Annotated in this window: 16 protein-coding genes and 1 pseudogene; 12 read left to right on the forward strand and 5 right to left on the reverse strand. The window is 71.4% G+C overall.

Annotation, left to right across the window (positions count from 1 at the left end; genetic code table 11):
- Nucleotides 1-71 precede the first annotated feature (71 nt).
- Nucleotides 72-2,030: an acetate--CoA ligase gene (gene acs / locus O3W51_RS22770; RefSeq protein WP_138357080.1), complete on the reverse strand. Its 1,959-nt coding sequence runs from the start codon at nucleotides 2,028-2,030 to the stop codon at nucleotides 72-74.
- 160 nt (nucleotides 2,031-2,190) lie between these two features.
- The gene (locus O3W51_RS22775) at nucleotides 2,191-4,401 is read right to left on the reverse strand and encodes a bifunctional SulP family inorganic anion transporter/carbonic anhydrase (protein ID WP_138357081.1); all 2,211 of its coding nucleotides are present in this window, start codon (nucleotides 4,399-4,401) and stop codon (nucleotides 2,191-2,193) included.
- Between the two features lie 247 nt (nucleotides 4,402-4,648).
- Between O3W51_RS22775 and O3W51_RS22780 the strand changes: the two genes are divergently transcribed.
- Complete coding sequence (locus tag O3W51_RS22780) at nucleotides 4,649-5,950, forward strand: hypothetical protein (RefSeq protein WP_443048326.1); 1,302 nt, start codon at nucleotides 4,649-4,651, stop codon at nucleotides 5,948-5,950.
- Here the strand turns inward: O3W51_RS22780 and O3W51_RS22785 are convergent.
- The gene (locus O3W51_RS22785) at nucleotides 5,943-6,947 is read right to left on the reverse strand and encodes an ATP-binding protein (RefSeq protein WP_138357083.1); all 1,005 of its coding nucleotides are present in this window, start codon (nucleotides 6,945-6,947) and stop codon (nucleotides 5,943-5,945) included. The two genes, O3W51_RS22780 and O3W51_RS22785, sit on opposite strands and share 8 nt — an antisense overlap.
- Nucleotides 6,948-7,053: 106 nt before the next feature.
- On the opposite strand from O3W51_RS22785, the gene O3W51_RS22790 reads away from it, so the two are divergent.
- A complete protein-coding gene (locus O3W51_RS22790; RefSeq protein ID WP_138357084.1) occupies nucleotides 7,054-7,875 on the forward strand; it encodes an oxidoreductase in 822 nt (273 codons plus the stop codon).
- Between the two features lie 320 nt (nucleotides 7,876-8,195).
- Here O3W51_RS22790 and O3W51_RS22795 read toward each other — a convergent pair whose 3' ends face one another.
- Nucleotides 8,196-9,029: an HAD family hydrolase gene (locus O3W51_RS22795; RefSeq protein WP_138357085.1), complete on the reverse strand. Its 834-nt coding sequence runs from the start codon at nucleotides 9,027-9,029 to the stop codon at nucleotides 8,196-8,198.
- 452 nt (nucleotides 9,030-9,481) lie between these two features.
- On the opposite strand from O3W51_RS22795, the gene ssd reads away from it, so the two are divergent.
- From ssd to O3W51_RS48915, 7 genes and pseudogenes are all read left to right on the forward strand, one after another.
- A complete protein-coding gene (ssd, locus tag O3W51_RS22800) occupies nucleotides 9,482-10,591 on the forward strand; it encodes a septum site-determining protein Ssd (RefSeq protein WP_269287239.1) in 1,110 nt (369 codons plus the stop codon).
- On the forward strand, nucleotides 10,588-11,763 hold the full coding sequence (locus tag O3W51_RS22805) for a TadA family conjugal transfer-associated ATPase (RefSeq protein ID WP_138357087.1): 1,176 nt from the start codon (nucleotides 10,588-10,590) through the stop codon (nucleotides 11,761-11,763). The genes ssd and O3W51_RS22805 overlap by 4 nt, the downstream gene beginning before the upstream one ends.
- Nucleotides 11,760-12,686 carry a type II secretion system F family protein gene (locus O3W51_RS22810; RefSeq protein WP_269287240.1) on the forward strand — a complete coding sequence of 309 codons (927 nt, stop codon included), beginning with the start codon at nucleotides 11,760-11,762 and terminating at the stop codon, nucleotides 12,684-12,686. The genes O3W51_RS22805 and O3W51_RS22810 overlap by 4 nt, the downstream gene beginning before the upstream one ends.
- Nucleotides 12,683-13,468 (forward strand): type II secretion system F family protein, encoded by a 786-nt coding sequence (locus O3W51_RS22815; protein WP_198357300.1) that lies wholly within the window; start codon nucleotides 12,683-12,685, stop codon nucleotides 13,466-13,468. Before O3W51_RS22810 ends, O3W51_RS22815 begins: the two co-directional genes overlap by 4 nt.
- A gap of 67 nt (nucleotides 13,469-13,535) precedes the next feature.
- Nucleotides 13,536-13,733: a DUF4244 domain-containing protein gene (locus O3W51_RS22820; protein WP_269287242.1), complete on the forward strand. Its 198-nt coding sequence runs from the start codon at nucleotides 13,536-13,538 to the stop codon at nucleotides 13,731-13,733.
- A 55-nt stretch (nucleotides 13,734-13,788) separates the two neighbouring features.
- Nucleotides 13,789-14,145 carry a TadE family type IV pilus minor pilin gene (locus O3W51_RS22825; RefSeq protein ID WP_443048327.1) on the forward strand — a complete coding sequence of 119 codons (357 nt, stop codon included), beginning with the start codon at nucleotides 13,789-13,791 and terminating at the stop codon, nucleotides 14,143-14,145.
- A gap of 53 nt (nucleotides 14,146-14,198) precedes the next feature.
- Nucleotides 14,199-14,402: pseudogene (locus O3W51_RS48915) on the forward strand (Rv3654c family TadE-like protein); the annotation flags it as partial.
- Between the two features lie 74 nt (nucleotides 14,403-14,476).
- Here the strand turns inward: O3W51_RS48915 and O3W51_RS22835 are convergent.
- On the reverse strand, nucleotides 14,477-16,966 hold the full coding sequence (locus tag O3W51_RS22835; RefSeq protein ID WP_269287243.1) for a DEAD/DEAH box helicase: 2,490 nt from the start codon (nucleotides 16,964-16,966) through the stop codon (nucleotides 14,477-14,479).
- 163 nt (nucleotides 16,967-17,129) lie between these two features.
- Between O3W51_RS22835 and bldG the strand changes: the two genes are divergently transcribed.
- The 3 genes from bldG (at nucleotide 17,130) to O3W51_RS22850 (ending at nucleotide 20,823) form a co-directional block, all read left to right on the forward strand.
- Nucleotides 17,130-17,471, forward strand: coding sequence for an anti-sigma factor antagonist BldG (gene bldG / locus O3W51_RS22840; RefSeq protein ID WP_138357092.1), 342 nt, complete (start codon nucleotides 17,130-17,132; stop codon nucleotides 17,469-17,471).
- Nucleotides 17,472-17,559: 88 nt separating this feature from the next.
- Complete coding sequence (locus tag O3W51_RS22845) at nucleotides 17,560-17,991, forward strand: ATP-binding protein (RefSeq protein ID WP_138357093.1); 432 nt, start codon at nucleotides 17,560-17,562, stop codon at nucleotides 17,989-17,991.
- 435 nt (nucleotides 17,992-18,426) lie between these two features.
- Nucleotides 18,427-20,823, forward strand: a complete 2,397-nt coding sequence (locus O3W51_RS22850; protein WP_138357094.1) for a sodium-translocating pyrophosphatase — start codon at nucleotides 18,427-18,429, stop codon at nucleotides 20,821-20,823.
- The last annotated feature ends 217 nt before the right edge of the window (nucleotides 20,824-21,040 follow it).

Genomic DNA, 21,040 nt, shown 5'->3' on the forward strand with positions numbered 1-21,040 from the left:
GGACATGAGGGGCTCCCGGCCTGCTGCCGGGAGCCCCTTGTCGGCCGTCCGGACCCTCTCAGGCCCTGCGGTCAGTCCTCGCTGGTCGCGCCCGGCAGGTTGGTCTGGATCAGATCCATCACCGAGGAGTCCGTCAGCGTGGTGACGTCACCGAGCTCGCGGTTCTCGGCGACGTCGCGGAGCAGCCGGCGCATGATCTTGCCGGAACGGGTCTTCGGCAGCTCGCTGACGATCAGGATGCGCTTGGGCTTCGCGATCGGGCCCAGCGTCTTCCCGACGTGGTCGCGCAGCTCGGCGACGAGCGTGTCGGAGTCCGAGGCGGTGCCGCGCAGGATGACGAAAGCGACGATGGCCTGGCCGGTGGTCGCGTCGGTCGCGCCGACGACCGCCGACTCGGCGACCTTCGGGTGCGAGACGAGCGCCGACTCGACCTCGGTGGTCGAGATGTTGTGGCCCGACACCAGCATCACGTCGTCCACCCGGCCGAGCAGCCAGATGTCGCCGTCCTCGTCCTTCTTGGCACCGTCACCCGCGAAGTAGCGGCCCTCGAACCGCGACCAGTAGGTGTCGATGTAGCGCTGGTCGTCGCCCCAGATGGTGCGGAGCATCGACGGCCACGGCTCGGTCAGCACCAGGTACCCGCCGGAGCCGTTCGGCACCTCGCGCGCCTCGTCGTCCACGACGGTGGCGGCGATGCCCGGCAGGGCGCGCTGCGCGGAGCCCGGCTTGGTGGTGGTGGCGCCCGGCAGCGGGCTGATCATCATCGCGCCGGTCTCGGTCTGCCACCACGTGTCCACGATCGGGCAGCGGTTGCCGCCGATGTGCTCGCGGTACCACATCCACGCCTCGGGGTTGATCGGCTCGCCGACGCTGCCCAGCACCCGCAGCGAGGACAGGTCGAACTTCGCGGGGATGTCGTCGCCCCACTTCATGAACGTCCGGATCGCGGTGGGCGCGGTGTAGAGGATCGTCACGCCGTACTTCTGGACGACCTCCCAGAAGCGGCCCTGGTGCGGGGTGTCCGGGGTGCCCTCGTAGATCACCTGGGTGGCGCCGTTGGAGAGCGGCCCGTAGACGATGTACGAGTGGCCGGTCACCCAGCCGATGTCGGCCGTGCACCAGTAGACATCGGTCTCCGGCTTGAGGTCGAAGACGGCGTGGTGGGTGTAGGAGGTCTGGGTGAGGTAGCCGCCCGAGGTGTGCAGGATGCCCTTCGGCTTCCCCGTCGTGCCGCTCGTGTAGAGGATGAAGAGCGGGTGCTCGGCGTCGAACGCCTGCGGCGTGTGCTCGGCGGACTGCCGCGTGACGATGTCGTGCCACCAGACGTCACGGCCCTCGGTGAACGCTGTCTCCTGGCCGGTACGGCGGACCACCAGGACATGCTCGACCTGCGGACACTTGGCGACCGCCTCGTCGATGGCGGGCTTGAGCGCCGACGGCTTGCCGCGCCGGTAGCCGCCGTCGGAGGTGATGACGAGCTTGGCGTCGGCGTCCTGGATGCGGGACGCGACGGCGTCGGCCGAGAAGCCGCCGAAGACCACGGAGTGGGCGGCGCCGATCCGGGCGCAGGCCAGCATCGCGACCACGGCCTCGGGGATCATCGGGAGGTAGACCGCGACCCGGTCGCCGGCCTCGACGCCCAGCTCGGTGAGCGCGTTGGCGGCCCGGCTGACCTCGTCCTTGAGCTCGGCGTAGGTGAGCGAGCGGCTGTCGCCGGGCTCGCCCTCGAAGTGGATGGCGACCCGGTCGCCGTTGCCCGCCTCGACATGGCGGTCGACGCAGTTGTACGCCACGTTGAGCTTGCCGTCGGCGAACCACTTGGCGAACGGCGGGTTCGACCAGTCCAGCGTCTCGGTCGGCTCGGTGTCCCAGCTCAGCCGGCGCGCCTGCTCGGCCCAGAAGGCCGGGCGGTCGGACTCGGCCTGTGCGTACGCATCCGCGGTGACGTTGGCGGATGCGGCCAGCTCGGCCGGCGGAGCGAAACGCCGCTCCTCCTTCAACAGATTGGCCAGGCTCTCGTTGCTGCTCACGCCAACTCCTTGTCAGACTGTCCCAGATGTCCCGGCCATAGCTCATCAGGCCGCGGGCGCGATGACAAGAGTCGCAGGATAATTGGTTTAGACCTGTAGCGTGAGCGGCCCCGTTCGGGGCCGCGCGGCGTGTCGCTCCGCCGCCCGGCCCCGGCCGGTGTCAGACCGCGTCCAGCACCTCCGGATGCACCGCCGAGAACGCCCCCGTGGCGTGGTCCAGGACGTACGCCTGGGCCTCGGCGACATGGAAGTACATGCCCTGGAGCTCGAGCTTCCCCTCCGCGTAGCGGCGGGCCACGCACGGGTGGTCCAGCAGGTGCTCCAGCTGTTGGACCACGTTGGCCAGGCTCAGCCGCTCCAGATCGTCGGCCGGTGCCCGGTCCGTCATCCCGGGACCGCCCCGCGCCAGCCGCTCCAGGCTCGGCCGGCCGTGTCGCAGCCAGCGGGCCAGCGGGGTCTGCGCGCCGGGCGCGTGGTCGCTGCCGAGCAGCGCCTGCATGGCGCCGCAGCCGGAGTGCCCGCAGACCGTGATGCTGCCGACCTTCAGTACGTCCACCGCGTACTCGACGGCCGCGGCCACCGAGTCGCAGGAGTTGTCCGAGCCGGGCGGCGGCATCAGATTCCCGACATTGCGGACGGTGAAGAGGTCGCCGGGACCGCTGGAGGTGATCATGCTGGTCACCAGCCGGGAATCGGCGCAGGTGAGGAAGAGCTGGGTGGGCCGCTGGCCCTCCCGCGCCAGCCGCGCCAGCTCGTCGCGCACCAGGGGTGCGGTGTTGCGCTGGAAGTTGCTGACGCCCCCGAGCAGCTGGTTGCCGGCCGGTGCGGTGACGGTGGCGGCGCTCGGCCGGGTGCAGTGGTGGTTGCGCCACGGCGTCCAGGGCCGGCAGGCGTGCGTGCTCGCCGGTTCGCTGACGGTCCCTCCGTTGCGGTCGCCGAGCATGGCCCAGCCGCCGCGGGCACGGTGCCGGTCGCACCACGACTGCAGCGCTTCGTACGCCGCGTGGTCCATGAACGAGCCGTCCAGCTCCACGACGGCGTGCGCTCCGTCCGGCACTTGGGCGAAGGCCCGGGTGAGCCGGGGCACCGCGAGGAACGTCAACTGCCCGCGGGCCCGCACCCGGTAGCCGCCCGCCTCCTCGGAGACCGTGATACGGGTGCGGGTGAGGCGGCGCAGCGCGGTGAACGCCGCTACCGCGATCCCGGCCACCACGCCCTCCAGTACGCCGAGCAGCAGCACGCCGCCGATGGTGGTGACGTACACCGGGAACTCCTGGTGCCGCCGTACGTTTTTGATGTGCGCGAAGCTGACCATCTTCACGCCGACGAGCAGGACCAGGACGGCGAGGGCGGCGAGCGGGATCAGATCCAGCACGCCGGCCAGCAGGCTCGCGCACAGCACCACCCCCACCCCGTGCAGGACGGTGGACCAGCGCGTCACGGCTCCGGCCCGGATGTTCGCCGAGCCGCGCATCGCGCCGCCGGCCACCGGCAGACCGCCGAGCAGCCCGGAGACCACGTTCGACGCGCCCTGGCCGAGCAGTTCACGGTCGAGCCGCGCGGGTCTGGCCTGCCGGTCCGGGTACGCGGACTGCATCTTGTCGAGCGCGACCGCGGACAGCAGCGATTCCATGCTCGCGACGAGGGTGACGGTGACGACCGCGGCGAGCAGGCCGAGCACCGGGCCCTCCGGCAGCCGGGGCAGCACCGGAGCGTTCCACGACGGCAGATCGACGCGCGGCACGGTCAGCGCGAGACCAGCGGCCGTGGCGGCGGCGACCGCCGCCAGCGCCGCCGGGACCGCCCGCAGCGCGCGCACGGCTCTGTTTCTGACGTTCTTTCCGGGCAGCCGGGGCCAGCCGACGAGGACGACGGCGGTGAGCGCGCCGATCCCCAGGGTGGCCGGGCTGGTGGCCGCCAACTGGCGTGGCAGCGCACCGAGGTTGGCCAGGGCGGAGCCCTGAGCGGTGCCGCCGAGGATGACGTGCAATTGCCCGACGGCGATGGACACGCCGATCCCGGCGAGCATGCCGTGCACGATGGCGGGGCTGACGACGAGCGCGGCCCGCGCCACCCGCAGGGCGCCGAGGGCGACCTGGGAGAGGCCGGCGAGCACGGTGATGGCGCAGGTGGTGCGCCATCCGTAGCGCTGTACGAGTTCGGCGGTGACGACCACGAGGCTGGTGGCAGCCCCGCTGACCTGCAACGGGGCCCCGCCGAGCAGCCCGGCGACGATACCGCCGACGGCTGCGGCGACAAGGCCGGACTGGAGGGGCGCACCGGTGGCGAGGGCGATACCGAGCGACAGCGGCACGGCGATCAGAAAGACAGTGATCGAGGCGGACAGATCGGACCTGTGAGGCGTCTGCATGGTTCCCGTCTCCTTCAGGGCGGCGGGACGTGGTAGCCGTACGTAACTGTATGGCTACTCTCAAGCGTCGGTAAAAGGAGAGTAATGCGGATATACGGTTCGGTGAAGTCCGTAGATCCACTCGGGCGGAGATTTGCTCCTATCGGGTGAATCGGGGAGTGGTTTGGCCGGTCGTGACGGCCAAATCGCGGGAGCATGTCAGTTTTTGCTCTCGAATCCCTGCTCTCCCCTTTGGATCGAGGTTCGTATGCATTCCATGCGGAAGACCACGGCCCTGGCGGCTGTAACCGCGTTGGCATTCGGCGCGGTGGGTTGTTCGAGCGGTTCCAGCGGTTCCAGTTCGGGAGGGTCCGGGCAGAGCAGCCGGCAGCACGACGGTCCTGCCGCGGCCGTGCAGAAACCACCGGCGCGGGTGATGAAGCTGATCGGCGACGGCTCCACCGCCGAGACCGGGGCGCAGCCCAACCAGCCCAAGTTCGAGCGGCTCGCGCCGGGCGAGAAGCCCCCGCAGTTCGTCGTCTTCTCCTGGGACGGCGCGGGAGAGGACAGCCAGAAGCTGTTCTCGCACTTCCGCGAGGTCGGCAAGGAGAACAACGCGGCCATGACGTACTTCCTCAGCGGCGTCTACCTGCTGCCCGGGGACCGCAAGGAGGTCTACGCGCCGCCGCGGCACTCGCGCGGTGCCTCCGACATCGGCTTCACCGACCGCCCGGAGATGACCGACACGCTGCAGCAGATCCGGCTGGCGTGGCAGGACGGCAGCGAGATCGGCACCCACTTCAACGGCCACTTCTGCGGCCCGAACGGCGGGGTCGGCACCTGGTCGTCCGAGGAGTGGAAGAGCGAGATCGAGCAGGCCGAGGGCTTCGTCAAGAACTGGAAGACGAACAGCGGCCTCACCCAGCTCGCCCCGCTGCCGTTCGACTACAGCAAGGAGCTGGTCGGCGGCCGCGCCCCCTGTCTGGAGGGCCAGCGGAACCTGATCCCGGCCGCCAAGGCGATGGGCTTCCGCTACGACGCCAGCTCGGTCGGCGGGCGGCAGGTCTGGCCCTCGCAGATCGACGGCGTCTGGGACTTCCCGCTCCAGGACATCCCGGTCCCCGGCCGCGCCTTCGAGACGCTGTCCATGGACTACAACGTCCAGGCCAACCAGTCCGGCACCACCAAGGGCGACCCGTCGATGCGCGACTACTGGGGCCGGCAGATGGAGAACGGCCTGGCCGCCGCCTTCGACCGCGCCTACACGGGCAACCGGGCGCCGATGTTCGTCGGCAACCACTTCGAGTCGTGGAACGGCGGCGTCTACATGAAGGCCGTCGAGTCCACCATCAAGTCGGTGTGCAACAAGGACGGCGTGCGGTGCGTGTCGTTCAAGCAGATGGCGGACTGGATGGACGCGCAGGACCCGGCCGTGCTGCAGAAGCTGCGCACGCTGGACGTCGGGCAGGCGCCGAAGGAGGGCTGGCCGGCCCTCCTCGCGGCACCTGCGGCCCCTGGCGCGCCTGCGGCTTCGGCGGGCGCCGCCGGACCCGGGTCGAGGGTCAGCTAGGCGACAGCGCGCCGGCGGCGGTCATCGCCCCGGCCTCGCCGAGGACGAAGACGGGGTCGACTTGGGATGCCAGGTCGGCGCCTGTCTTGGCGTTGCCCCAGCTCTCCGCGTTCTTCAGATGGAAGTGCACCATCTGGCGGGTGTAGCGGTCCCAGTCGCGCGCGTCGTACGAGGCGTCGGCCGTCTCGTGCATCGTCCGCAGCGCGCGGCGGTTGGTCTCCTCCAGCAGCTCGAAGCTCGGCGGACGGCCCTTCTCCATCGCGCGCACCCAGTCGGAGTGGCCGACGGTGGCCAGCAGGTCGTCACCCGTCTCGTCGCGCAGGAACGCCAGGTCGTCGGGGCCCTGCACCTTGTTGCCGATGACGCGCAGCGCTACGCCGAAGTCGCGGGCGTACTCCTTGTACTGGCGGTAGACGGCGACGCCCTTGCGGGTCGGCTCGGCGACCAGGAACGTCATGTCGAACCGGGTGAACATCCCGGAGGCGAACGAGTCGCTGCCGGCCGTCATGTCCACCACGACGTACTCGCCGCGCCCGTCGGTCAGATGGTTCAGGCACAGTTCCACCGCTCCGACCTTGGAGTGGTAGCAGGCGACGCCGAGGTCGGACTCGTTGAACGGGCCGGTCGCCATCAGCTGCACATGGGCGCCGTCGTCCAGGGGGACGGTGCGGGCGCACGCGGCGTAGACCGGGTTCTCCTCGACCACCCGCAGCAGGCGTGAGCCGCTGCCCGGCGGAGTCGTCTTGATCATGGTCTCGACGGAGGCGATCCGCGGGTTGGTGCCCCGCAGGTACTCCTTGATCTCCGGCAGGTGGGCGCCCATCGCGGGGAACGCGGCGGCCTCCGCCTCGTCCAGGCCGAGGGCCGGGCCGAGGTGCTGGTTGATGTCCGCGTCAACGGCGACGACGGGCACGCGGGCGTCCGCGAGGTGGCGGATGAACAGGGAGGACAGCGTGGTCTTGCCGCTGCCGCCCTTTCCAACGAAAGCGATCTTCATGTTCGCCAAGACTAGTCGGACATCTACGGGCGGTGACGGTTTGGAGTGGGGAAGGCCACTCGATCGGGGTTCATTGGTGCGGTTCGCGGTGCGTAGGGTCGTACTCATGGGTACGAACGCTGATCCGCTCGCCATCCTCGGTTCCCTGCCCGGCGTGTCCGACGCGGTGGACTCCGTGCGGCAGTCCGTGGACAAGGTCTACGGGCACCGGGTGATGCGCCGCCGGTCCGAAGAGGTGACGTCCGAGGCGGCGCTGCGCGGAGCGCGCGGTTCCGCCGCACTGGCCGGCGCCGACTGGCCGCTGGAGGAGATGCGGCGGCGCAGCGACTTCTCCGCGGACGCCGAGGCCCGCACGGTGGGTGCGGCGCTGCGGCTGACCGCCGAGGCCGGGCAGATGCTCAGCGTCTGGCGCCAGTCGCCGGTGCAGGCGCTGGCGCGGCTGCACCTGGTGGCGGCGGGCGGCGCGGCTCCTGACGACACGGTCGGCCGGCCGCGGCTGGCCGGTGAACCGGTCGACGAGCCGCTCGTGGAGCTCCCGCTCCCGGAGTCGGGAGAGGTGGCCGCCCGGCTCGACGGGCTGGTCGGACTGCTGCGCGCGGGGAGCGAGGCGCCCGCGCTCGTCGTCGGCGCGGTGGTGCACGGCGAACTGCTCTCGCTGCGGCCCTTCGGCTCGTTCAACGGGCCGGTCGCGCGGGCCGCGGAGCGCATCGTGCTGGTCGGCAGCGGACTCGATCCCAAGTCGATCTGTCCGGCCGAGGTGGGCCACGCCGAACTCGGGCGGGCCGACTACCTCAAGGCCCTGGAGGGTTACGCGTCCGGGACGCCGGAAGGCATGGCCGCGTGGATCGGGCACTGCGGGAAGGCGCTGGAACTCGGGGTGCGCGAGAGCGTCGCGGTGTGCGAGGCGCTGCAGCGCGGCGCGGCCTGAGGCCGGAGCCCGGAAAGGGTTGCGCCGGAAAGGGTTGCGGCGGCACCCAGGGGGTGCCGCCGCTGACATGTCCGTCGCGTTACCATGCGTGCTCGATTTTTGCCGATCAGGTCGGGACTTTGCCCGTCACCTGGTGCGGCTGGCCCGGTTAGCGGGTCGGCTGCGCGTGGGTGCCCGACTTCCATGCTGGGTCCGTGTGGCCAGATACTCTGCGGTCTTCCTCTCGGAACGTCCGTGGTCTCGCGGGCCTCTGAGTCCTTTCTACCGCCGCCACGGCCGAAGCGGAACCCCTGAGCGCACTTCTTTACTTTTGCCTTCAATCAGGACAAAAGTGACGGTCGGCGGCGGCGGGCCGCGTACCAGACCAGTCCGGCGGTGGCGGCGGCCGCTCCGACCGCTGCGGCGGCGAGCACCGGGCGCGGCGGCATCGACAGCGACGGGATCCGCTGGTTGAGCCGGACCGGCCGGTTGAAGGTGAGGATCGGCCACTCCTTGCCGGTCGCCTCCCGGCGCAGCCCGCGGTCCGGATTCACCGCGTACGGGTGGCCGACGACCTCCAGCATGGGGATGTCCGTCACCGAATCGCTGTACGCGAACGACCGTTCCAGGTCGTATCCCTCGGTCTCGGCGAGCCCGAGGATGGCCTCGGCCTTGGCGGGGCCGTAGACGTAGTGCTCGATCTCGCCGGTGTAGCAGCCGTCCTTGGCGACCATCTGGGTGGCGATCACATGGTCGGCGCCGAGCATCCGGCCGATGGGCTCGACGACCTCGGCTCCCGAGGCGCTCACGATCACCACGTCCCGGCCGGCGGCGTGGTGCTCCTCGATGAGGGATGCGGCCTCGTCGTAGATGATCGGGTCGATGAGGTCGTGGAGGGTCTCGGCCACGATCTCCCTGACCTGCTGCACGTTCCAGCCGCGGCACAGCTCGGAGAGGTACTTGCGCATCCCCTCCATCTGGTCGTGGTCGGCGCCGCCCACGAGATACACGAACTGGGCGTAGGCGGTGCGCAGCACGGCCCGTCGATTGATCAGGCCGCCCTGGTAGAAGGATCTGCTGAAGGCGAGGGTGCTCGACTTGGCGATCACGGTCTTGTCGAGGTCGAAGAATGCTGCGGTGCGCGGGGACAGGTGGTTTTCCACGAGCACGAGCATAAGCAACCACCATTCGGCGTAAGCTCAGGCGCGTGGGTTTGCCTGAGAAGGCTGTCGGGTACACCATGGAAGTCACGGATCGTTCGCGACCGTGCTAACCCGGTCTGGCTCCTCCCCCCCCGAGTCGGACTGTGGGGACGACCCCCGCTCTCCCCCCCGGCGGGGGTCGTCGCATGTCCGGATGTCTTTTCGGACCGACGTCCCGGTAGCTCTCCTTCCTTTTATGCGGTAGCTCCGCCTCCTCTTGCGCTGCCTGTATCGGGTACGACGTGTCACGTTCCGTAATCGTTGCGCCTTGGCGGCGAACTCACCCGTTCGAGTGGCGGAGTTATCCACAACCGCTGAGTTATCCACCGGAACCGACCAAGATCATCTGAGACCCCGGAACGGCCGGACTCTGTTCGCAGGCGATGCACCACCGTGCTCGCGGGACGAATGAGGGGGACAGGGCCGTGGCTGAATCCATCACACCCGACCGGAGGCCGGCAGTAGCGGACGAGCCGGTCGGACCGCTGATCGTCACTCAGGACGAGGCGCTGCTCGACGATTTGCTGCGGCTGTGCGCGGCGGCCGGCGCCGAACCCGAAGTGGCCTTCGGGGCTCCGCCACGTGCGGGCAGCTGGGAATCCGCGCCGCTGGTCCTCGTCGGCTCCGACGACACCACCCGGCTCCGCGGCGCCGTCCGGCGAAAGGGCGTGCTGCTCGTCGGCCGGAATCTGGACGACCAGGACGTGTGGCGCAGAGCCGTCGACATCGGCGCCGATCATGTGCTCTTCCTGCCGGATGCCGAGACATGGCTGGTGGACCGGATCGCCGATGTGGCCGAGGGAGTCGCCGAACCCGCCCTGACCATCGGGGTGGTGGGCGGCCGCGGCGGCGCCGGGGCCAGCACTCTGGCCTGCGCCCTCGCGGTCACCGCGGCCCGCGACGGCCGCCGCGCGATGCTCATCGACGGCGACCCGCTCGGCGGCGGCCTCGACATCCTGCTCGGCGCGGAGCGCGCCGGGGGACTGCGCTGGCCCGACCTCGCCGACTCGCGAGGGCGCGTCAACAGCGGTGCGCTGGAGGAGTCGCTGCCGCGGCTGGACGCGCTGAGCGTCCTCAGCTGGGACCGCAGCGACTCGGTGGTCATCCCGCCGCAGGCCATGCGGTCCGTGCTGGGTGCCGCGCGGCGCCGGGGCGGAGTCGTCGTCGTGGACCTGCCCCGCCGGGTCGACGACGCGGTCGCGGAATCCCTGGCCCAGATCGACGTCGGACTCCTCGTCGTCCCGGCCGAGTTGCGGGCGGTGGCCGCGGCCACCCGGGTCGCCTCGGCGGTCAGCATGGTCCTCAAGGACCTGCGGGTGGTTGCCCGCGGGCCGTTCGCTTCGGGGCTCGGGGACGAGGAGATCGCCAAACTCATCGGTCTGCCGCTGGCCGGTGAACTGCCGTCGGAACCGGACCTGCTGGAGGCGCGGGACGGCGGGCGGCCGCCCGGCGCGAGCGGACGCGGGCCGCTGGCCCGCTTCTGCTCCGCCTTCCTGTCCCAGGCCCTGCCCAGCGGCGGGAGCGTTCCGGTATGAGCGCCGACCGCGCGGAACCGAGGGCGGCGCTCCTGGACGCCGTCAGACTCCGCCTCGCGGAGTACAGCGGGGACCCGACACCCAGCAGGGTCGCCGCCGCGCTGCGCGCCGAAGGGCGGCTGCTGGGCGACACCGAAGTGCTCGGCGTCGTCACCGCGCTCCGCTCCGAAATGGTGGGCGCGGGGCCGCTGGAACCCCTCCTCGCGGATCCGGACGTCACCGATGTTCTCGTCAACGGGCCGGACGAGGTGTGGGTCGACCGCGGGCACGGCCTGGAGCGCAGCGACGTCGGCTTCGCCGATGCCGCCGCGGTGCGCAGGCTCGCCCAGCGGCTCGCAACCACCGCCGGCCGGCGGCTGGACGACGCGCGGCCGTGGGTCGACGCCCGGCTGCCGGACGGCACCCGGCTGCATGCCGTGCTGCCGCCCGTCGTCGTCGGGTCGCCGTGTCTGTCGCTGCGGGTGGTGCGGGCCCGTGCCTTCGCCCTGGACGAGCTCATCGCCGCCGGCACTATGGACGCCGAGACCGCCCGGCTGCTGCGGGCCGTCCTCGACGCCCGGCTCTCCTTCATGATCAGCGGCGGCACCGGCACGGGGAAGACCACACTGCTCAGCTGCCTGTTGGGCCTGGTCGAACCGGATCTGCGCATCGTCCTCGCCGAGGACTCCGCGGAACTGCGGCCCGACCACCCGCACGTCGTACGCCTGGAGACCCGGCCGGCCAACCAGGAGGGTGCCGGTCTGGTGGAGCTCCGGGACCTGGTGCGCCAGGCCCTGCGGATGCGCCCGGACCGCCTGGTGGTCGGCGAGGTCCGCGGACCGGAGGTCACCGAGCTGCTCGCCGCGCTCAACACCGGGCACGAGGGAGGTTGCGGCACGATCCACGCGAACGCGGCCGGCGACGTGCCGGCCCGGCTGGAGGCGCTCGGCTCGACCGCCGGACTCGACCGGGCCGCCCTGCACAGCCAGTTGGCGGCCGCGCTGTCCGTCGTCGTCCATCTGGCAAGGGACCGTTCGGGGCTGCGCCGGGTCGCCGAGATCCATGTACTGGAACGCCGCGCCGACGGGCTGGTCGTCACCGTCCCGGCCGTGATGCGCGGCGCTCACGGTGCCGGGGAGCGGGGGCCGGGCTGGGACCGGCTGGCGGGCCTGTGCGAGCGGGGTGCGTCATGAGGCCCGGGTCGGCGCTGGTGACGCTGTGGGCGGCGGTGCTCTGCGCGGGGACCGCCGGGTGGCTGATGTGCGGCAGGGACTCCGTGCTGCGCCGGGCCCGGCTGATGCTCGTCGGCAGTCAGCGGCCGGCCACCGTGTGGGCTTGGGGGCCCGGCATGTGGCGCGGGCCGGTTGCCTGCGGGCAGGCGCTGCTCGCACCGCTGCGGGAGCGGCTGGGATGGCGGCTCGGACGGGAACTGCTCTGCCTGCCCGCCGGACTGCTGCTCGCGCTGCTGGCGCATTCGGTGCTGCCCGCGCTGGCCGGGGCCGCCGCTGTGCCACTGGTCGGCCGCCAACTGCGGGAGCGGGCACGGCGGGTGGCAGCGGAGATGCGGGTGACCGCGGTGGGCACCCTCTGCGGGACGGTCGCCGGTGATCTGCGGGCGGGAAGCCCGCCGCACACGGCACTGGCGGGCGCGATCGAGGACGACGGCTGGCCTGACGCCCCCGAGCTGGTGGACGCCGCGCGGCTGCTGCTGGCCGCCGCCCGGTTCGGCGGAGATGTGCCGGAAGCTTTGCGGGTCGCCGCGCGCCAGGAGGGCGCCGAGGGGCTGGCGGCCGTCGCCGCCTGCTGGCAGGTCGCCGTCGACGGCGGCGCGGGGCTGGCCGCGGGCCTCGACCGGATCGCCGCCGCGCTGCGCGCCGAACGTGATCAACGCGACGACCTGCGAGCCCAGTTGGCCGGTCCTCGCTCGACCGCGCTGATGCTGGCCCTGCTCCCGCTGTTCGGAGTGGTGCTGGGCGCGGGACTGGGAGCGGATCCGGTGGGGACGCTGCTGGGCACCCCGACAGGGCTGGCCTGCCTGCTGGCGGGCGGCCTGCTGGAGTGGGCGGGACTCGCCTGGACCGGACGCATCGTGCGGTCCGCCGAGGAGTCCTGGTGAGCGGCGACCGCGTCCACAGCCTGGGGACAGCCGTCTCGGTCGGCGCCGCGGTCCTGTGTGTCGCGGTGACGGTGATCGAGGTCCGGCGGGAACGCGCCGCGCTCGGCAGGCTCCGCCTGCTGTTCGGGGTGCGGGTCGCCAAAAGCCCTGGAACCGCGTGGTGGACCAGAGGGCCCGCGCTGCGGACCTGGGGTCCGGTGGCAGCGGTGGCGCTCGGCGCGGCCGTGTTCGTGGGAGGGATCCCCGGCTGTGTGACGGGTCTGCTCGCCGCGTACGGGATACGGCGCTGGCAGCGCCGGGCACGGACGGCCGGCAGCCATGACCGTGACGTGAGTGCCGGGCGTCAACTGCCGCTCTGCGCCGACCTGATGGCGGCCTGCCTCGCGGCGGGCGCCCGGCCGGGCGAGGCGGCCGAAGCGGTCGGCCGCTCACTGGGCGGGCCGTTGGGCGACGGGCTCATACGGGTGGCGGCCGAGCTCCGGCTGGGCGGTGATCCCGAGCAGTGCTGGGAACGGTTCGGCCGGCTGCCCGCGGTCAAGGGGCTCGCCCGCTGCCTGGCCCGCGCCTCGCACAGCGGAGTGGCGCCGGTCGACGAAGTGGCCCGCCTCGCCGCCGACTACCGCGCGGCACGCGGCCGTTCGGCACTCGCCCGGGCCCGGCGCGCGGGAGTGCTCGCCACGGCTCCGCTCGGACTCTGCTTTCTGCCGGCCTTCCTGCTCGTCGGGGTGGTTCCGGTGGTGATGGGGCTGGCGGCTGGGATCCTCGCGGGCGGCTCCGGCTAGCGCCAGGGCCGGCCCGATCACGGCATACGAACGTCATTCAACACATACCGATACAAGGGGGAACGTCATGGTGGTCCGGATGCTTCGCGCGACGGCCCGGCGGCTTCGGTCGGCCGCGGATGCGGGAATGACGACGGCGGAGTACGCCGTCGGCACACTGGCGGCCTGTGGATTCGCCGCCGTGCTCTACAAGATCGTGACCAGCGGTGCGGTGAAATCGGCGCTCAGCGGTCTGATCGAGAGGGCACTCGAGGTGTCCTTCTGAGAGCCTTCCGGAAGGGTCGTCGGAGTCGCCTTCGGAACCGCCCCCGAAACCGCCCATCCGGCGGCCGTCAGTGAGGGCGTGGCGGGGCGAGCGGGGGTTCGTCACGGCGGAGGCCGCGGTCGCGCTACCGGTCATGGTGCTCTTCACCGCGGGGCTGCTGAGCGGGCTGATGGCCGTGGCGGCTCAGATCCAGTGCGTGGACGCGGCGCGGGCGGGTGCGCGGGCCGCGGCCCGTTCCGAGCCGGAGGCCGCCGCGCTGGCGGCGGCCCGCGCCGCCGCTCCGCGGGGTGCCGCGGTGTCGCTGACCCGGGAGGGTGAGCTGGTCAGGGTGCGGGTCACCGCCCGGGCGCCGGTGCTGGAGGTCGCGCTGCACGCGGAAGCGGCGGCGCTCGCCGAGGACACCGTCCGATGAGCGGCGGGTGGCGCGGGGACCGGGGCTCGGCGACGGTCTGGGCCGCGCTGCTGATGGGCGTGCTGTGTCTGGCGTTCGGCGCGGTCCTGGCCATGGGCCAGGCGGTCGCCGCCCGCCATCGGGCGGGCGGCGCGGCGGACCTGGCGGCCCTGGCCGCGGCGGACCACGCGCTGGACGGCCCGGTCGCCGCCTGCGCGCGGGCCGCGCGGACGGCGGCGGCACAGGGCGCCCGGCTCGTGCGGTGTGTGGTGACAGGTGAGATCGCCGATGTCACCGCCGCCGTCGGCCCGGCCCGGGTCCGCTCCCGTGCCGGTCCCGCCTCCCCGGGCTCTCACTCCCCGACCGGAGCCGGGCCCGCTGCTGGATCCCCGCCTGGATCCCCGCCTGGATCCGCACCTGGATCCGCACCTGGATCCGTACCTGGGCCAACAGCTGGATCGGCCTTTGGATCCGCAGCTGATTCCGGGAGCGTCTCCCGGGCCAGCAGGCAGTCCAGGAGGCGGACGGCGGCCGGTTTGTCCAGGGGCTCGTTGCCGTTGCCGCACTTGGGGGACTGGACGCAGGAGGGGCAGCCGAACTCGCACTCGCAGGAGGCGATGGCCTCCCGGGTGGCGGTGAGCCAGCCGCGGGCGGTGTGGAAGGCGCGCTCGGCGAAGCCCGCGCCGCCCGGGTGGCCGTCGTAGACGAAGACGGTGGGCAGGCCGGTGTCGGCGTGCAGCGGGATCGAGACGCCGCCGATGTCCCAGCGGTCGCAGGTGGCGAAGAGCGGGAGGAGACCGATGGAGGCGTGTTCGGCGGCGTGCAGGGCGCCGGGGAGCTCCTCGGGGTGGATCCGCGCGGCGTCCAACTGGTCGTCGGTGACGGTCCACCACACGGCGCGGGTGCGCAATGAGCGTGGCGGGAGGTCGAGTTTGGTCTCGCCGAGCACTTCACCGGTGATCAGCCGGCGGCGCAGGAAGGAGACGACCTGATGGGTGACCTCGACCGATCCGAAGTGGACGCGGGCAGCGCCCCAGGACTCCTCCAGGTCGGTGGAGAGAACGGAGACGGAGGTGGTCTCACGGGCCATCGTCGAGTAGTCGGGGTCGGCCTCGCCGACCAGGGCCACGGCGTCCTCGAGGTCCAGGTGCTCGACCAGATACGTCCGGCCCTGGTGGAGGTGGACCGCGCCGTCGTGGACCGATGTGTGGGCGGAGGCGTCGTCGACGGTGCCGAGCAGCCGTCCGGTGGCGGACTCGACGACTCGGACGGCCTTTCCGCCGGCACCCCGGATGTCGGTGAGGTCGGCGGCGCGCTCCCGGCGGGTCCAGAAGTAGCCGCCGGCCCGGCGCCGCAGCAGACCGCGGCGCTCCAGCTGGGGGAGCAGGGCCGCGGTTTCGGGGCCGAAGAGCGTCAGATCGTCGTCGGTGAGCGGGAGCTCGGCCGCGGCGGCGCACAGATGGGGGGCGAGGACGTAGGGGTTGTCGGGGTCCAGGACGGTGGATTCCACCGGGCGTTGGAAGATCGCCTCGGGGTGGTGGACGAGATACGTGTCGAGCGGGTCGTCGCGGCCCACGAGGATGGCGAGCGCGCCCTGTCCGGCGCGCCCGGCGCGGCCCGCCTGCTGCCACATCGAGGCACGCGTGCCGGGATAGCCGGCCAGCAGGACGGCGTCGAGCCCGGAGACGTCGACGCCCAGTTCCAGGGCGGTGGTGGAGGCCAGGCCGAGGAGCCGGCCCGAGTGCAGATCGCGTTCGAGGGCGCGGCGCTCCTCGGCGAGGTAGCCGCCGCGGTAGGCGGCGACCCGGGAGGGCAGCGAGGCGTCGACGGCGGCCAGTTTCTCCTGGGCGATCAGGGCGATCAGCTCGGCGGCCCGCCGGGAGCGGACGAAGGCGACGGTGCGGGTGCCCTGGACGACGAGGTCGGTGAGGAGGTCGGCGCACTCGGCGGTGGCGGTGCGGCGGACGGGCGCGCCGTGCTCGCCGCTCATCTCCGTCAGCGGCGGTTCCCAGAGGGCGAAGGCCAGTTCGCCACGGGGGGAGGCGTCGTCGGTGACCTCCACGACCTGGACGCCGGTGAGACGGCCGGCAGCGGCCGCGGGATCGGCGGCGGTGGCGGAGGCGAGTACGAAGACCGGATCGGCGCCGTAATGGGCGCACAGCCGCCGCAGCCGCCGCAGCACCTGGGCAACGTGGGAGCCGAAGACACCCCGGTAGGTGTGGCACTCGTCGATGACGACGTACCGCAGCCGGCGCAGATACGAGGCCCAGCGGGCGTGGGCGGGAAGGATGCCGCGGTGCAGCATGTCGGGGTTGGTGAGGACGTACGTGGCGTACTGGCGGACCCACTCGCGTTCCTCGAATGGAGTATCGCCGTCGTAGAGCGCGGGACGGATCGCCGAACCGAGCGGTTTTGCGAGCGCGGCGACCGCCCGCCGCTGATCCGCTGCGAGGGCCTTGGTGGGCGCCAGATAGAGCGCGGTGGCCCCACGGCCGTTCGGAGCCTCGGAGCCGTCCAGGAGGGCACTGAGGACCGGGGCGAGGTAGGCGAGGGACTTGCCGGAGGCGGTTCCGGTGGCGACGACCACCGACTGGCCGCGCATCGCGTGTCCTGCGGTGAGCGCCTGGTGCTCCCAGGGACGGGCGATACCGGCCGCCCGGATGGCCTCCAGCACCTCCGGACGGATCTGATCAGGCCAATCGGCATGGCGACCGACCCGCGGGGGCAAGTGCTCCGTATGGGTGATGCGTGCGGCTCGGCCTGCCCCCGTGGCGAGCCGCTCGAGAACGGTGCGGGGGGACGGCCGGCCGTGCGCCGACTGCGGAAGTTGATCCTTAGCCATCGGCACTCAGTGTGTCACCGGCGTGACGGACAATCGCAGGAAGGCGTCGTGCTGGCCCGCTGTGAAGTGATTGAATGCCATCGCGGCTGCCGATCCGTCCCCTCCCCTTCGGCGGGGAGGTCCCCGGGGGCGACGCCGCTCGATGCAAGGTGCTGGAGGATCCGTGGACCTGTCCCTGTCGACTCGAACCGTTGGCGACCGTACGGTCGTCGAGGTCGGCGGCGAGATTGATGTGTACACCGCGCCCAAGCTGCGTGAGCAGCTGGTAGAGCTGGTGAACGACGGCAGTTATCACCTGGTTGTGGACATGGAGGGAGTCGATTTCCTCGACTCCACCGGTCTGGGTGTACTGGTCGGCGGTCTCAAGCGGGTGCGTGCTCACGAAGGCTCGCTGCGCCTGGTATGCAATCAGGAGCGCATTCTTAAGATTTTCCGGATTACTGGCCTGACCAAGGTGTTCCCGATCCACACCTCGGTCGACGAGGCTGTCGCGGCGAACGACTGATCATCCCGATCGTCGCAGGACGGGGGTACCGGGCGGTTTCGTCGCCCGGACCCCTGTGATGCCCACCCATAGGAGCGAGGGGGAGGCCATGCCCACCGTAGAACTGCTCTTCAGCGCTCAGCCCGAGCACGTGCGCACCGCACGGCTCGTAGCGGCTGCGGTAGCGCGCCGGGCGGGGGTGGACGAGGCAGTCCTTGACGAGGTGCGGCTTGCCGTGGGCGAGGCGTGCAGCCGAGCTGTCGGCCTGCACCTGAGCAACGGCGTGGACCGGCCCGTGCGGGTGTTGCTGACCGAGGAGGAGAAGAAATTCTCCATCGAGGTCGGCGACGAGGCACCGGGTTCACCGGCGGGCTCCGTCCCGTCGGCGCGCGCGTCCGGCGCCGATGACTCCGACGACGAGGGCGAGATGGGCCTGGCCGTCATCAGCGGTCTGGTCGACGACGTCGAGGTCACCGTTGGCGAGCACGGCGGAATCATCCGCATGAGCTGGCCGACGGCGTCCGCTGTCGTGCTCCCCTAGGACCTGCTCCGGCCGTTCCCGAACCGGACGACTCACCCGCAGCACCGGCAGCACACGCCTCACCCGTATCGCTCATTCGCGACGGGCGGAACGGCCCCCCGCGGCGGCCCTCCTAGCGCTGCCCGGCGCCGTCGTCATGACGCCGCCCGCGCGCCGGCCCCGCCTGCCTCCGCGCTGCCCTGGTGCTGCCTTCGCGGCGTCTTCCGCATGCCTTCCCCGCGCCTTCCCCCGTGCCCGATTCTTCACCGCATTCGGTGGTTTACGCGCCCGAGGGGAATTCCGGCTTCCCCGACACAGGCGAATTCTGATCCCGCGCACTGTTTTGATCTAGTCCCGCTCCCTACAATCCGTCCATCTTTGCTCAGCTCGCTGAGCGTCGCGGCTGTGGGAGTCGCAGGAGCCGCGCGCCCATGCGCCAAACGTCAAGGAGGACGAATGGCGGGGCCACTTACCCCTCACACGCACGACATCGCTCAGGCACTGGCCGCCGGGCCGGTACTGACCGACGGCAACCGGAATCTCGTACTGATCATCGTGGTCGTCGCACTGGCGGCACTGGCGCTCGCCGGAGTGCTGGTACGTCAAGTGCTCTCGGCGGACGAGGGCACCGACAGCATGAAGCGCATCGCTGCTGCCGTGCAGGAAGGCGCGAACGCCTACCTCGCACGGCAGTTCCGTACGCTGGGGATCTTCGCCGTGGTGGCGTTCTTCCTGCTCATGCTGTTGCCTTCGGACAACACTTCGCAGCGAATCGGCCGTTCGGTGTTCTTCCTCGTGGGCGCCGTGTTCTCGGCGGTCACCGGCTATGTCGGCATGTGGCTGGCGGTGCGCGCCAATGTGCGCGTGGCGGCCGCCGCACGGGCGGCCACGCCCGCGCCCGGCGAGCCGAAAGCGGATCTGACCGATGTCTCGCACCGCGCGATGAAGATCGCTTTCCGCACCGGTGGTGTGGTCGGCATGTTCACGGTGGGCCTCGGTCTGCTGGGCGCCTCGGTCGTCGTGCTCCTTTACAAGGCCGACGCGCCCAAGGTGCTGGAGGGCTTCGGCTTCGGCGCGGCCCTGCTCGCGATGTTCATGCGTGTCGGCGGCGGCATCTTCACCAAGGCCGCCGACGTGGGCGCCGACCTGGTCGGCAAGGTCGAGAAGGGCATCCCCGAGGACGACCCGCGCAATGCCGCGACCATCGCGGACAACGTGGGCGACAACGTCGGTGACTGCGCCGGTATGGCAGCCGACCTCTTCGAGTCCTACGCCGTCACCCTGGTGGCCGCACTCATCCTGGGCAAAGTGACGTTCGGCGACGCCGGGCTGGCCTTCCCGCTGCTCATCCCCGCGATCGGCGTGCTCACCGCGATGATCGGCATCTTCGCCGTCGCGCCGCGCCGCTCCGACCGCAGCGGGATGACCGCCATCAACCGCGGCTTCTTCATCTCCGCCGTCATCTCGATGGTGCTCGTCGCGGTGGCGGTCTACCTCTACCTCCCGGCCACCTACGCGGAGCTGAAGGGCGTCCCGGCCGACATCGCCGGCCACTCGGGCGACCCGCGGGTCCTCGCGCTCGTCGCCGTCGCCATCGGCATCGTGCTCGCCGCGCTCATCCAGCAGCTCACCGGCTACTTCACCGAGACCAGCCGGCGTCCCGTCCAGGACATCGGCAAGTCCTCGCTGACCGGCGCGGCCACCGTGGTCCTCGCCGGCATCGCCATCGGCCTGGAGTCGGCGGTCTACTCGGCGGTGCTGATCGGGCTGTCGGTCTACGGGGCGTTCCTGCTCGGCGGCACCTCCGTGTGGCTCGCGCTGTTCGCCGTCGCACTGGCCGGCACCGGCCTGCTCACCACCGTCGGCGTGATCGTGGCCATGGACACCTTCGGTCCGGTCTCCGACAACGCCCAGGGCATCGCGGAGATGTCCGGGGACGTGCACGGCGAGGGCGCCCAGGTGCTCACCGACCTGGACGCGGTCGGCAACACCACCAAGGCGATCACCAAGGGCATCGCCATCGCCACGGCGGTGCTCGCCGCGACCGCGCTCTTCGGCGCGTTCAAGGAGGCGATCGACACCGCGGTCGCGGGCGCCCACATCTCCGTGTCCGACATGAGATGGCTCAGCCTCGACATCTCGCAGCCGAACAACCTGTTCGGGCTGTTGCTCGGGGCGGCCGTCGTGTTCCTGTTCTCCGGCCTCGCCATCAACGCCGTCTCGCGCTCCGCGGGCTCGGTGGTCTACGAGGTGCGGCGGCAGTTCCGCGAACACCCCGGGATCATGGACGGCACCGAGCTGCCGGAGTACGGCAAGGTCGTCGACATCTGCACCAAGGACGCGCTGCGCGAGCTGACCACCCCCGGTCTGCTCGCCGTCCTCGCGCCCATCGCGGTCGGCTTCTCCCTCGGCGTCGGCTCGCTCGCCTCGTATCTGGCGGGCGCGATCGGCACCGGCACCCTGATGGCGGTGTTCCTCGCCAACTCCGGTGGCGCCTGGGACAACGCCAAGAAGCTGGTCGAGGACGGGAATTACGGCGGCAAGGGCAGTGAGGCCCATGCCGCGACCGTCATCGGTGACACGGTCGGCGACCCGTTCAAGGACACCGCGGGACCGGCGATCAACCCGCTGCTCAAGGTCATGAACCTGGTGGCGCTGCTGATCGCCCCGGCGGTGGTGAAGTTCTCGTACGGCGACGACGCGAACCTCGGGGTCCGCATCACGGTGGCGGTGGTCTCGATCGCCATCATCGTCGGCGCGGTCTACAACTCCAAGCGGCGTGGCATCGCGATGGGGGACGACAACAACGCGCCGACGCCGGAACGTTCGGCCGATCCGGCGTCGGTCTCCTGACCGGCTCCTGACCGGGACGCACTGACCCGGATCCGGACCGACGGCACGTCAGAACGGCGGCGGGCGGCACTTTTTGAGTGCCGCCCGCCGCCGTGCGCGAGTGTACCGACACCGGACGATCCTTGGTGCAAATGGCTTCAATAGGGGATGAATCTTCCTTCGGACTCGTGGTCGACACCCATTTGGCGTGTAAGTTCCGGGGCCGTAGAGCCATGGA

It is taken from the genome of Streptomyces sp. H39-C1 (genome assembly GCF_027158125.1).
Taxonomy (GTDB): Bacteria; Actinomycetota; Actinomycetes; order Streptomycetales; family Streptomycetaceae; genus Actinacidiphila; species Actinacidiphila fildesensis.

Coding starts and splice junctions, on each gene's coding strand:
- O3W51_RS22775 (WP_138357081.1), bottom strand. CDS start 4,401: ATGCAGACGCCTCACAGGTCCGATCTGTCCGCCTCGATCACTGTCTTT.
- O3W51_RS22780 (WP_443048326.1), top strand. CDS start 4,649: ATGCATTCCATGCGGAAGACCACGGCCCTGGCGGCTGTAACCGCGTTG.
- O3W51_RS22785 (WP_138357083.1), bottom strand. CDS start 6,947: ATGAAGATCGCTTTCGTTGGAAAGGGCGGCAGCGGCAAGACCACGCTG.
- O3W51_RS22790 (WP_138357084.1), top strand. CDS start 7,054: ATGGGTACGAACGCTGATCCGCTCGCCATCCTCGGTTCCCTGCCCGGC.
- O3W51_RS22795 (WP_138357085.1), bottom strand. CDS start 9,029: ATGCTCGTGCTCGTGGAAAACCACCTGTCCCCGCGCACCGCAGCATTC.
- O3W51_RS22805 (WP_138357087.1), top strand. CDS start 10,588: ATGAGCGCCGACCGCGCGGAACCGAGGGCGGCGCTCCTGGACGCCGTC.
- O3W51_RS22810 (WP_269287240.1), top strand. CDS start 11,760: ATGAGGCCCGGGTCGGCGCTGGTGACGCTGTGGGCGGCGGTGCTCTGC.
- O3W51_RS22820 (WP_269287242.1), top strand. CDS start 13,536: ATGGTGGTCCGGATGCTTCGCGCGACGGCCCGGCGGCTTCGGTCGGCC.
- O3W51_RS22835 (WP_269287243.1), bottom strand. CDS start 16,966: ATGGCTAAGGATCAACTTCCGCAGTCGGCGCACGGCCGGCCGTCCCCC.
- O3W51_RS22845 (WP_138357093.1), top strand. CDS start 17,560: ATGCCCACCGTAGAACTGCTCTTCAGCGCTCAGCCCGAGCACGTGCGC.
- O3W51_RS22850 (WP_138357094.1), top strand. CDS start 18,427: ATGGCGGGGCCACTTACCCCTCACACGCACGACATCGCTCAGGCACTG.